Below are 12,147 nucleotides of genomic sequence, written 5' to 3' on the forward strand. Positions count from 1 at the left end.
AGTTGTTTCATTTATAGAATGAGGAGAAGAGACATGGATATTTCGAAAGTGATTGAGCAATTGGTTATAAATGAAGTGATTGCTGATTCTCCTATAAATTACAAGACGTTAACTGGCGGTACTATGAGTAGGTTATATCTTATAGAAGGAAATGAGCAGTGTGTTGTAAAGTTGAATGAACCAAAAGTTATTGAAGAAGAAGTGTATTTTCTCAACTTTTATGAAGATGAAAGTATATTTCCTAAGCTTTTGTATGTAGACCCGCTCAATAGATATATGGTCTATTCATTTATCCCTGGTTCCACAAGTTATCATGCTGAGAATAAAAAAGATATTCTTTGTACACTTGTACAGGAAGTGATAAATAAATATAAACCAGGTATGAAAATGGATCAATGGGGATGGAAAGAAGACCCGGTAGACTCGTGGCAGCATTTTCTTTTAAGAAGAGTGATAGAGGCCTATGAGAATTTAAAAATCTATATAACAGAAGAAGACTTTCATACTGTTCATGAATTGGTACATAGTCCAAATAGAATGGTACATAGTAATCAACCATATTTATTACATGGAGATTGTGGATTTCACAATTTTATATGTAAAGAACATAAATTATATGGTGTGATTGATCCTTTGCCAGTATTGGGAGACCCAATATATGATCTTATTTATGCATTTTGTTCTACACCAGAAGATTTAACTAGGGAAATGATAGACGAGGTAGTAGAAAAGAGTATATTTCGTAATAGAGCGAGAAACATTTTATATGAAGAAGTCGCAATTGTTTTATATTGCAGGTTAGATGCTTGTTTGAGACATCATCCAGAGGATTTAGAAGCTTATTTAAAAGCTTGGGGTTATTGGATGAATCAAATTCGTTAACGATGAAAGTTTAATAGAAAATAAATGGGGATAGGAGAAATGTTATGAAAAACTTTGTTTGTACAACATGCGGCGTACAATATGCAACGAGTATAGAAGAACCAACGAATTGTGTGATTTGTAATGAGGAAAGACAATATGTGAATCCAAGGGGGCAATCTTGGACAACACTTGATGATTTACAAGCGGGCCATACATATCAAAATGAAATCATTGAAGAAGAGACAGGGCTGTATAGTGTTACAACAAAACCAGAGTTTGCGATTGGTCAAACAACTTATTTGGTAAAAACAGAATCGTATAACTTGTTGTGGGATTGTATTACGTATCTCGATGAAACCACGATTGAGAAAGTAAAAGAACTAGGAGGATTGGATGCGATTGCATTATCTCATCCACACTATTATTCTACTCAAGTAGAATGGGCAGAAAGATTCGATGTACCAATATATATACATGAAGATGATAAAGAGTGGGTCATGCGTCCAAGTAAACATATTGTTTTTTGGTCAGGGGAATCATTGCAATTATCTGATGAATTCACTGTGCATCGCTTAGGTGGACATTTTAAAGGTGGTTCTGTTTTACACTGGTCACAAGGGAATGAAGGACAAGGGATTTTATTAACAGGGGACATTATTCAAGTTGTAGCGGATCAGCAGTGGGTAAGTTTCATGTACAGTTATCCAAATTTAATTCCGTTACCAGCAAATAAGGTTGAAGAAATGGCTAAAAGAGTAAAGTCACTGCCTTTTAATCGTTTATACAATGCCTTTCACCGAGTAGTAAAAAATGATGCGAATGAGGCTGTTCAGCGTTCGGCACAGCGCTATATTGCTGCATTAGAAGGGAAATTATTTCATACATAAAAAGGAGAAACAAAAATGAATACATTAGTATGTTTTGGAGATAGTATTACAGCTGATGAAACATTTTGGAATGGCGATCCGAGATTAACACCGCGTTTACAAAGGTTGTTGCCTGATTGGACAGTTGTAAATGCAGGGATTCCTGGTGATAATACGTTTGATGCTTTAAAACGAATTGAAGAAGAGGTGTTATCTCATGAGCCAACATTTGTAACAGTCTTTTTTGGCGCAAATGATGCAGCGTTTCATAAGCAAGTATCACAGCAAGAATATAAAGAAAGTTTAATTGAGATTGTAAAAAGAATTTCGCCAGAAAAGGTGCTGCTCATTAGTCCAGCACCAGTGGATGAGGAAAGGCAGAACGCAAGAACAAATGAAGTATTATCACAGTATGCAAAAGTGGTGGAAGAAGTGACGACGCAAACAGGGAGTCACTATCTTGATTTACATTCTTATATGATTGGGGAGTTAAATTATAAGAGATTTGTAGAAAATGAAGAGCGTGACGGATTACACTTTAGCGCTGTTGGCTATGAATATTTATCTGAGTTAATTGGGAGTAAATTAAAAGAGATTTTTAAATAGATATTGCAAGGAAAAAGCAAAGCTATGGGTAGCTTTGCTTTTATTGTTTCTTTTTCGGCCGACGTACTAATTCACCACCGCAGTTTGGACAAACATGATGTGTTTTTTCTGTGCACGGTGCACAAAATGTACATTCGTACGTACAAATATAAGCTTCCGAATCCGTTTGAAGTGAAGTGCTGCAAGTTTGACAGTTTGTTTTCATTTCTAATGCCATATAATTTCCTCCTACTTGTATGAATGTTTGTAATTTAATGATAATATAGGTTGGAGAATATGTCTTTTTCAAATGAAAGTATATTTGGGAGTTAGCGTAGCGTTTGAAACGAAATACAATATTTTCATTATAAAGTGATTCTTAGTCAATTCAAGATGTCGGAACTAAACTAAATCTATAAGTTTATCGGTTGTTAAAACAGTAGCAAACATTTCATGAAGACTTACTAATGCATACTTATGGATCTCTTCTGCAGGATAGTAATTTCCATCATATGCAATGCGGTCAAATGTAGCTGTTGCATCTGAAATGACATAAGTTGAAAAACCTAAATTACCAGCCATGCGTACTGAAGTAGATACGCAATAGTCTGTTGTTAAGCCGATAATGACGACAGTTTCATAATTATGTTCTCGTAAATAAGATTCTAAATTGGTTCCAATAAAAGCGCTATTTACATTTTTTTGAAATACCGGTTCGTTTGAAATTGGAGTGGCAAAGTCTTTAAAATTACTTTCGCTGCTTTCTTTTCTTAATGGGTGATTTTCTTTATTAGAGATATGCCGCACATGGATTACAGGACGATTTTTTTTTCTCCATGTTTGTAATATAAATTCCATGTTTGTTTCAGCATGGATATTGTTACGTTTTCCCCAGTAAGAATCATCAAATCCTTTTTGAATATCAACTAGAATAAGTGCAGTATTTTTAGGTAATTTTTTCATTTGTTATACTTCCTTTCAAAAATAAATTTCTATAAAAAGGATATCAAATGTTGTAAAAGTTGAGAATTTCCAGTATTTTTGAAGGGTATAACAAAAAGTTTGAACAAGGGGATAAAGAGGATGGAGATAGAGTGGTTACGGTGTTTTTTACTTTGCTCACAGAATAAAAGTTTTTCAAAGGTAGCAGAGCATCTTCACATGACGCAGCCAGCAATAAGTAAACAAATAAAGAAATTAGAAGCTGAATTAGAAGTGGAATTAGTAAGTAGATCTCCACAAGGTATAGAATTAACAGAAGCAGGAATTTACTTTCAAAAAAGAATCATTCCATTTGTTAAGGAATGGGATGGTATTAGACAAGAAATGAAAGAAATGGGAGAATCCGTACACATAACGTTAGGTATACTACCTAGTCTTGCAGCATTTTATCTTCCGGAAAAACTTGTTAGAAGCGAGAGTGAGAACGTTCATTTAAAAACGAAAGTATATGATATGTCTAAAGAGATTATGGAAGATATTTTATCAGGGAAGTTAGATGCAGGGTTAGTAATTGAATAAGTAATACAGTAACAGGGGGATATGTTTTAGTGGAGAATTATCAAGAATTGAATATAAAAAATGATGTGAGTTTTCACAGTTTACGGGCTGACTGTGAAAATTGCTTCGGTTTGTGCTGCGTTGCATTACCTTTCGCAGCTTCGGCAGATTTTGCAGTTAATAAAGATGCTGGTAAGCCTTGCTCTAATCTGCAATCAGATTTTCGTTGTAGTATTCATAAAAACCTTAGACAGAAAGGCTTTAAAGGATGTACTGTGTTTGAATGTTTCGGTGCAGGACAAAAGGTTTCACAGGTTACTTTCGAAGGAGTTGACTGGCGTAAAGATTCTAAGCATGCGAAGACAATGTACGCTGTTTTTCCAATTATGCATCAGCTTCATGAGATGCTTTGGTATTTAAATGAAGCTTTATCATTAAAAGCGACACGTACTATTCATAGGGAAATTTGGGACGCAATTGAAGAGACGGAACGACTTTCTGAGCTTAGCCCAGATTTGCTGATAGATTTAAACGTTCCATCACACCGAGCGTATGTAAATGAACTTCTTTTAAAGACAAGCGAACTAGTATGGACGGAGTCACGTCACAAGTATAAGAGTTCGAAAAAAAATAAAAGGATTAATCATCGAGGAGCAAACCTTATGGGGGCAAAGCTTAGAAGGGCAGATCTCACTGGTGCTAATTTAAGAGGAGCATACCTAATCGCAGCTGATCTTAGAGACGCCGATTTGCGAGCAACTGACCTTATCGGGGCTGATTTACGAGATGCTGATCTTAGAGGAGCAAATCTTACCGATAGTATTTTTCTGACTCAAGTTCAGGTTAATGCAGCGAGAGGAGATGCTAATACAAAATTACCAAGTTTACTTTCTCGTCCTGCACATTGGTCTGCTTGAATGGAATAAATTCACTGACGATGCTTGGTATGCTTAAATAAGGATTTTAAAGAAGTGGACATCAAAACGGGGCATATATACTTTCAATCATTATTTAACAGAGTATAATAGAAAATAAAAACACAGGCTGGAGTTTTTTACAGCCTGTGTTTTTTGCTATTGTTAGCCTTTCTTTTCAAGTGTAGTTATCACTACGCTAAATATAATAAGGATACCGCCAATAAAGAAATTGCTATTTAATGTTTCATTTAAAAGTAACCACCCTAATAATGAGCCAACAATTGGTTGAAAAAAGAAAAACAATGACCCGATGCTAGCATCCATTAACTCTAATCCTTTATTCCAAAGAAAAAAAGCGCCGGCAGTGGAGATGATTCCTAAATATAGAATACCTAAAATGATAGTGGCGTTTAAGTTTCCAACTGGATTAGATTGTAACTCCCAAATCATGCAAGGTGTAATGAAAAATAACGAAAAGAATATTGCGTACGTTGTAATGACTAAGGATGAAAAGCGAGTAGAGGCAATTTTTACGTAAATAGATAGTAAAGCCCATGTAATAGCAGCTCCAACTAAAATGATTGTGCCAATAAAATAAGAGCCTACTTCTATATCCCACCCAATGACGATAGTGACGCCAATTGTAGCTAAAATGGTAGAGAGTATTCTACGAGCAGTTAGCTTTTCTTTCAAAATTAAAGCAGCAAATACGACCATAAATGCTGGTGTGGCCGATGTAACTAAAGAGCCTGTGTGAGCATCTGATAATTTCGTCCCAATAAATTGGCATGTGATTGAGATGAAATAACCAATGAAACCGATCCAAGCAAAAAGTAACCAATCCCGTTTATGAATTCGTATTTTCTTTTTATGTTTTCGTTCTGTTGTTTTCAAAATCATATATAAAATGAAAAAAGCGATAATAAAGCGCAGCCAGACAAGTGTAAGTGGGGGAACAAAATCTAATACATATTTACTGACAACGTACATACCGCCCCAAATACTTGCTGCAAGTGATAAACATATAGCACCTAAAATTGTTTGTTTCATTATGAAATACCTCCGTCTATTTATAGGATTGTAAAATAAGGAATCCTAAGACGAGGCATATTTTTATAAAGTATACGTATGCCCGCCTTAGATTATAGACGGATTACAGGTTGATCGTTTTCGAATAGGTTGTTGTAGTACATTAGAATTTCTCCTCTCAATATTTTGTATTTGTTTATCAGGAATAAGTTTTATAATAAAATTATAACTTAATTTTCAGATTCTTGAAGGGATAAAATGAAATATGTTCTGATTCAGTCTCGTAGTAGTAATTCTCGAAAATCGATTAATTTCACTGAATTTATTTTAATAATTCTAATACCATAGCTACAGAATTATCTAGAAATGAGCGCTCTGGACGAGATTTCATCAATACAGTAAGTCCAATTAATGTGGTAACTAGCGTCTGTGCTAAAGTTTTAGCATTCAGACTACTTTCAAGTTCACCTGACCGAATCCCCCGGATAATTACTTCTTGAAATATGACTGAAAGATACATCTGATGTTCCCTCGTAAGGATTTCAAATTTTTCATCGTGAGGTGCCAATTCTACCATTGCATTAATACAAAAACATCCCTTGCTCTGACTTTCTTTATAACCCTCTTCCACTAAATCTTCAAAAAATGTGCGAATTGCTTCTTTTACAGATGGATTGTTTTGAAGTTTTGTTCGAATATCAGATGCATGTAACTTTGTATACTTTCGCAATGCAGCTTCAAATAACTGCTCTTTGTCTCCAAAAGCTGAGTATAAGCTTGGTCTTTGTATCCCCATTTTAGCGGTCAAATCGCTTAATGAAGTAGCGGTGTACCCTTTTTTCCAAAAAAGCTGCATAGCAGCGTCTAATGCTCTTTCTTCATCAAATTCGCGTTGTCTAACCATTATATTTTCCTCTTTTCAAAAAAATTTCGCCAAATGATTGATCTTGTCTTACTTCTTTTTTATTTACTTTATGATTCTGGATCTGTCCACTTGAATCCGGTATTCCACTGTTTTTTGATTCTTCGTTCGGTATACGACGCTACCTAATTCAAAAACTCTTTATATGCAATCATGTAACCGCTCTACTCTTAAAATACACTCCTATCTGTTTCCATCTAATATAAACTTTTTGATTTTGAGGCTTCAAGCGGTCACTAGCTTTTTGGGCTCATTTGATGCGCTCTTACCTCCTTCAACATAAATAGCTTTGCTTTTTCGGGATTACGACCTAATTTTACGATGTCTTTTAGTCATAAATAATCCACTTTTTCTATACTGTTCGGTATGTTATGATCTTATTTAATTAGAGTGAATTTGTCAAATTGCAATGTTTTTTAGACATATAATGAAATGGGTGGATAAATAGTTTGACATTAAAACTTTTTGTTGGTTATATTTAATAAGAATCTTTCTGTACTGTTCGGTATATTATGTTTTTAAGTATACAAAGGAGGATGTAAATAATGATGAATGTTAAAGAAAAAAGAACAATTATTGCTCAACATCACGATGGTCAGTTACAATCAGGCAGTAAAACCATGCCTCGCTATATGAAGTATATATTTGCAACAGCCTGCGGAATGGCTGTTGCAAATATATACTTCGCTCACCCGCTACTCGACGCTCTATCAAATGAATTTAGGATTGATCACTCAACCATTGGCATTGTTATTACCATTACTCAGGTCTGTTATGCACTGGGATTACTGTTACTGGTTCCACTTGGCGATTTATTGAATCAACGAAGACTGATTATTGGCCAAATATTAATATCCGTTGTTGCTTTAATTGTTATTGGTACTGCTTCCTCAAGTACAGTACTTTTTATAGGTATGGCTGCGATAGGAATGTTTGCCACTGTTACACAGACACTCGTCGCATACGCCTCGACGTTGTCTACTCCAGCAGAGCGTGGACGCGTAGTAGGCTTTGTTACAAGTGGAGTTGTAATAGGGATTCTCATGGCACGAACATTCGCTGGCATATTGACTGATCTGGGTGGCTGGCGTTCAGTCTACCTTACCTCTGCTGCACTCATGCTCTTCATAGTTGGTTTGTTATACCGAAAATTACCAGATTTGGAGTACAAACGAACGGCTATGTCCTATCCAAAGCTGTTACGTTCTGTTCTCTCGTTATTCGTACAAGAAAGGATCTTACGTATACGGGGAATACTGGCACTACTGATTTTTACTTCTTTTAGTATTCTATGGACTTCATTGGTGCTGCCTCTTAGTGCTACACCATATTCTCTTTCACATTCCGTTATTGGAGCGTTTGGCATTGCTGGAGTTGCCGGAGCATTAGCGGCTGCACGAGCTGGGCGTCTGGCAGATCGAGGATTAGGACAGCGTACAACCGGGATAGCTCTTTCCTTATTATTAGCATCATGGTTCCTAATTAGATTTATTGAATACTCCTTACTCACATTAGTTATTGGAGTTATCCTTCTTGACCTAGCTGTGCAAGCCGTGCATGTCACCAACCAAAGTATGATTTTTACAGTACGTCCTGAAGCGAGAAGTCGACTTACTGCTGCTTACATGATTTTTTATTCTATCGGTAGTGCAACAGGTTCAATTGTTTCAACTAATATTTACGCAAAATATGGATGGAATGGAGTATGTCTATTAGGTGCATCTGTCAGCGCTTTTGCTCTTTTGTTTTGGGCGATAACCTTCCGTCTAACAAAGCAGATTAAAGAAGAATAAATCAATTTTTTTCATGCTCATGTTGGAATTTTAAGTTTAAAATCATGAAATCCTAAATAAGGGTATGTAAAAGGAGAAAATAAATGAGTTTTGCTATTGAAGTATTGATTGAAGCACCAATTGAAGTTGTTTTCGATTATGTAGAGAATGATGAAAAAGTAAAAGAATGGAATGCATTTTTAATCGAAAATCATTATTCCTTAGAGTAGGTGAAAGAAAATCCAAGTGTAGGAGATACATTTATTTCCTTTCAAAAAATGGGTAAGAAAGTATTTAAGGCGGAAGTGGAGTTTTTAGAATACGAATCAAGGATATTCTACGAAAACATATGTATTAGAAGAGGAATAATGGACACTTCTTACATTAAATTTTGGAGTATACACCTAGTAATCTATTTTATCGCATTTTATATAAGTTAACAGGGTGGATGTCACGTGCTGTATATGCAGAACAACTTGAGCATTTAGCTAAATGTGTAGAATCTGCATATAATAAAGAAAAAGCAATATAGAATGAAGGAGATCTGCAACATATAGCAGGTCTTTTTTCATATTATACAATACATAAACCATCACGTTTGACTGTACAGTTTATGTATTGTATGATGTTCTTAACATAAATGAGGAGGGAAAAATCGTTGGGAAGGTGTATCGAATCGGACAGTTGGCTCACTTGGCTCACGTATCGAAACGAACGATTGATTATTATACGAATCTAGGTATCTTAAAAGCGGAGCGATCTCAATCTAATTATCGCTATTACGATGAAACAGTACTTGAGACATTACAATTTATTGAGAAATGCAAAGAAATGCATATGCCGCTTTGTGAGATTAAAGAGAGGATCGAGGAGAGGAAGAAGCTGCTCGGTATCAATGAACACGTTTCGAAACAAGTGAATGAAGTGACAAACCATATCCATCGATTAGAAACAGAGCTAACACAGTTGAAACCTCTGTTAGATGGGTTAACAGATTCACAACGTGAAAAAATATCGAAATCTTTATCTGGTCAAACGACAGCTTTAATACAAACACTGATACTATTTTTATAGTTAAAGTTGGATCCAACTCTTTTAATTTCTGTATAGCGCTATGTTTTCTAAAGAAACAGAGAATAAGAAAACATTATAAGTATACAGGAGGTGGACACCTTAGTTTTTTAACTAAGGGGATTCATTGGAAATATTTAATTTAGTCATGGTTGCGATTTTAATCGCATTTACTGGATTTTTCGTAGCAGCAGAGTTTGCGATTGTTAAAGTACGTTCAAGTCGCATAGATCAGCTTGTTGCGGAAGGAAAACGCGGTGCGTTAGCAGCAAAAAAGGTAACAACAAATTTAGATGAATATTTATCTGCTTGTCAGTTAGGAATTACAGTAACGGCAATGGGGCTTGGTTGGTTAGGTGAACCGACAATAGAAAAACTATTGCATCCATTATTTGAGAAATGGAACTTAAATCCTTCTATTTCACAAGTATTGACTTTTGGTCTTGCATTTATGACAATGACGTATTTGCACGTTGTAGTAGGGGAATTAGCTCCGAAAACAATGGCAATTCAAAAGGCTGAAAGAGTAACTTTATTATTTGCTGGACCTTTAATGATATTCTATAAAGTGATGTATCCGTTTATCTGGATACTAAATAGTTCAGCGCGTGTCGTTACTGGCATATTCGGTTTGAAACCAGCTTCTGAACATGAAGTGGCCCATTCTGAAGAGGAATTACGGTTAATTCTCTCAGAGAGCTATGAAAGTGGAGAAATTAATCAAGCAGAATATAAGTATGTAAATAATATCTTTGAATTTGATAACCGCATTGCGAAAGAGATTATGGTACCACGGACAGAAATCGTCGGTTTCTATCTCGAAGATTCAGTAGAAGAACACATGAAAATTATCCAAAGTGAACGATACACACGTTATCCAATCTTTGGAGAAGATAAAGATGATATTATCGGTATGGTCAACGTAAAAGACTTCTTCATTCGATATATGAAAGGTGATACAGAAGATTTATCATCTATTCGTACGTATATGCGTCCGATTATTGAAGTTATGGAAACAACTCCAATTCATGATTTACTTCTGCAAATGCAGAAAAAGCGAATTCCAATGGCTGTTTTATATGATGAGTACGGAGGTACAGCCGGAATTGTAACGCTTGAAGATATATTGGAAGAAATCGTCGGCGAAATTCGTGATGAATATGATGAAGATGAAAATCCACCAATTCAACACGTAAATGAACATCATAAAATTGTTGATGGAAAGGTGTTAATTACAGAAGTGAAAGACTTATTTGGTCTACACATCGAGGAAGAAGATGTGGATACAATTGGTGGATGGATTATGATGCAGAATCACGAAATTGAAGAGGGACAATGTGTCGAAGCAGAGGGATATGAGTTTAAAGTTCTTGAAAAAGATGCATATCAAATTAAGCGCGTTGAAATTCGAAAAATTGATCGCCAACAAGAGAAAGCAGCAACTGTGTAGGTTGCTGCTTTCTTTTTCACCTATAGGAAAACTTGAAACAAGGAGCGGATATTTTGATTGAAGTTGCGTTACGAGTATACAGACTACAATTATATATGATTTTTAGTGGTTTACTACTCCTATGGACGATAACGCCTTTTTCAAAGCAAGTTACTGGATTCGGGATCGGATTAGCTGTAAGTGCATACTGTCTTTGGTTATTAGCCAGACGAGTTGAAAAGATTGGAAAAAGTATTGTATTAAAACAGCGTGCGCCTGGATTAGGAATTTTAAATCGTTTTGCTGCTATATTGGGTGCAATCATCATGTATGAAATTGAACATGAAATGGAGATGTGGGCATTTGGTACGGGCATTTTAGGTGGTCACTTTTTAATGATTGCGAATTTAGCTTATGCGAATATGCGGTTAGTAAGAAAAGAAGAGGAAAAAAGAAAAAAGAGTGCACAGGATTCAAAATAAGAAAATAAAAGAGAACCGAAAACGGTTCTTTTTTATTTTCTTATTTTCTTATATTTTATTTTTTCATGAAAAAATAAAAAAATTTAGAAAACCCATCGCTTTCTCAAGGTTATATATGTTATTATGACAAAAGACTTTTTGAAAGAGGTGGATGCAAATGTTACAAGCGCTACTTATTTTTGTACTTCAAATTATTTATGTTCCTGTTTTAACGATCCGGACGATTTTGCTTGTAAAGAATCAAACAAGATCCGCTGCTGGTGTTGGATTATTAGAAGGTGCAATCTATATTGTAAGCTTAGGGATTGTGTTTCAAGATTTATCAAATTGGATGAATATCGTAGCCTATGTCATTGGCTTTAGTGCCGGACTTCTATTAGGTGGTTATATAGAAAATAAATTAGCAATTGGATATATTACGTATCAAGTTAGTTTACTAGATCGTTGTAATGAGTTAGTGGATGAATTAAGACATTCAGGATTTGGTGTAACAGTATTTGAAGGAGAAGGGATTAATTCGATTCGTTACCGTTTAGATATTGTTGCGAAACGTTCACGTGAGAAAGAGCTTTTGGAAATTATTAATCGAATTGCACCGAAGGCGTTTATGTCTTCTTATGAGATTCGTTCTTTCAAAGGTGGCTACTTAACAAAAGCGATGAAAAAACGAGCATTAATGAAGAAAAACGATCACGCGTCATGAAAAAAGG

Annotated in this window: 14 protein-coding genes and 1 pseudogene; 11 read left to right on the forward strand and 4 right to left on the reverse strand. The window is 35.3% G+C overall.

Features of this window, described 5'->3' with window-relative positions; all coding sequences use genetic code 11:
• Nucleotides 1-33 precede the first annotated feature (33 nt).
• Genes Y7E_RS0112955 through Y7E_RS0112965 form a run of 3 tightly spaced genes read left to right on the forward strand, consistent with a single transcriptional unit; the run spans nt 34 to nt 2,336 of the window.
• Nucleotides 34-882 (forward strand): aminoglycoside phosphotransferase family protein, encoded by an 849-nt coding sequence (locus tag Y7E_RS0112955; RefSeq protein ID WP_017151683.1) that lies wholly within the window; start codon nt 34-36, stop codon nt 880-882.
• Between the two features lie 44 nt (nt 883-926).
• Complete coding sequence (locus Y7E_RS0112960; RefSeq protein WP_017151684.1) at nt 927-1,751, forward strand: MBL fold metallo-hydrolase; 825 nt, start codon at nt 927-929, stop codon at nt 1,749-1,751.
• 15 nt (nt 1,752-1,766) lie between these two features.
• Complete coding sequence (locus tag Y7E_RS0112965; protein ID WP_017151685.1) at nt 1,767-2,336, forward strand: DUF459 domain-containing protein; 570 nt, start codon at nt 1,767-1,769, stop codon at nt 2,334-2,336.
• Between the two features lie 40 nt (nt 2,337-2,376).
• Here the strand turns inward: Y7E_RS0112965 and Y7E_RS0112970 are convergent, their stop codons facing one another.
• Together Y7E_RS0112970 and Y7E_RS0112975 are read right to left on the reverse strand one after the other, a co-directional pair.
• Nucleotides 2,377-2,553 carry a DUF1272 domain-containing protein gene (locus Y7E_RS0112970; RefSeq protein ID WP_017151686.1) on the reverse strand — a complete coding sequence of 59 codons (177 nt, stop codon included), beginning with the start codon at nt 2,551-2,553 and terminating at the stop codon, nt 2,377-2,379.
• A gap of 164 nt (nt 2,554-2,717) precedes the next feature.
• Nucleotides 2,718-3,278, reverse strand: a complete 561-nt coding sequence (locus Y7E_RS0112975) for a cysteine hydrolase family protein (protein WP_017151687.1) — start codon at nt 3,276-3,278, stop codon at nt 2,718-2,720.
• A 120-nt stretch (nt 3,279-3,398) separates the two neighbouring features.
• On the opposite strand from Y7E_RS0112975, the gene Y7E_RS29675 reads away from it, so the two are divergent.
• Together Y7E_RS29675 and Y7E_RS0112985 are read left to right on the forward strand one after the other, a co-directional pair.
• Nucleotides 3,399-3,836, forward strand: coding sequence for a LysR family transcriptional regulator (locus tag Y7E_RS29675; protein WP_017151688.1), 438 nt, complete (start codon nt 3,399-3,401; stop codon nt 3,834-3,836).
• A 29-nt stretch (nt 3,837-3,865) separates the two neighbouring features.
• Nucleotides 3,866-4,732 carry a pentapeptide repeat-containing protein gene (locus Y7E_RS0112985; RefSeq protein WP_017151689.1) on the forward strand — a complete coding sequence of 289 codons (867 nt, stop codon included), beginning with the start codon at nt 3,866-3,868 and terminating at the stop codon, nt 4,730-4,732.
• Between the two features lie 162 nt (nt 4,733-4,894).
• Here Y7E_RS0112985 and Y7E_RS0112990 read toward each other — a convergent pair whose 3' ends face one another.
• Nucleotides 4,895-5,782, reverse strand: a complete 888-nt coding sequence (locus Y7E_RS0112990; protein ID WP_017151690.1) for a DMT family transporter — start codon at nt 5,780-5,782, stop codon at nt 4,895-4,897.
• A gap of 301 nt (nt 5,783-6,083) precedes the next feature.
• Nucleotides 6,084-6,665, reverse strand: coding sequence for a TetR/AcrR family transcriptional regulator (locus Y7E_RS0112995; protein ID WP_017151691.1), 582 nt, complete (start codon nt 6,663-6,665; stop codon nt 6,084-6,086).
• A gap of 566 nt (nt 6,666-7,231) precedes the next feature.
• Between Y7E_RS0112995 and Y7E_RS0113000 the strand changes: the two genes are divergently transcribed.
• The 6 genes and pseudogenes from Y7E_RS0113000 to Y7E_RS0113030 all read left to right on the forward strand — a co-directional run bounded on the left by Y7E_RS0113000 (nt 7,232) and on the right by Y7E_RS0113030 (nt 12,140).
• Complete coding sequence (locus tag Y7E_RS0113000; RefSeq protein ID WP_026049200.1) at nt 7,232-8,476, forward strand: MFS transporter; 1,245 nt, start codon at nt 7,232-7,234, stop codon at nt 8,474-8,476.
• A gap of 83 nt (nt 8,477-8,559) precedes the next feature.
• Nucleotides 8,560-8,987 (forward strand): annotated as a pseudogene (locus tag Y7E_RS29680) (SRPBCC family protein).
• Nucleotides 8,988-9,121: 134 nt separating this feature from the next.
• Nucleotides 9,122-9,529, forward strand: a complete 408-nt coding sequence (locus tag Y7E_RS0113015) for a MerR family transcriptional regulator (RefSeq protein WP_017151693.1) — start codon at nt 9,122-9,124, stop codon at nt 9,527-9,529.
• Nucleotides 9,530-9,653: 124 nt separating this feature from the next.
• A complete protein-coding gene (locus Y7E_RS0113020) occupies nt 9,654-10,976 on the forward strand; it encodes a hemolysin family protein (RefSeq protein ID WP_017151694.1) in 1,323 nt (440 codons plus the stop codon).
• 53 nt (nt 10,977-11,029) lie between these two features.
• On the forward strand, nt 11,030-11,437 hold the full coding sequence (locus Y7E_RS0113025) for an ATP synthase subunit I (protein ID WP_017151695.1): 408 nt from the start codon (nt 11,030-11,032) through the stop codon (nt 11,435-11,437).
• A gap of 157 nt (nt 11,438-11,594) precedes the next feature.
• Complete coding sequence (locus tag Y7E_RS0113030) at nt 11,595-12,140, forward strand: DUF2179 domain-containing protein (RefSeq protein WP_017151696.1); 546 nt, start codon at nt 11,595-11,597, stop codon at nt 12,138-12,140.
• Nucleotides 12,141-12,147: the final 7 nt, after the last annotated feature.

The organism is Bacillus bingmayongensis (assembly GCF_000299035.1).
Classification (GTDB): domain Bacteria; phylum Bacillota; class Bacilli; order Bacillales; family Bacillaceae_G; genus Bacillus_A; species Bacillus_A bingmayongensis.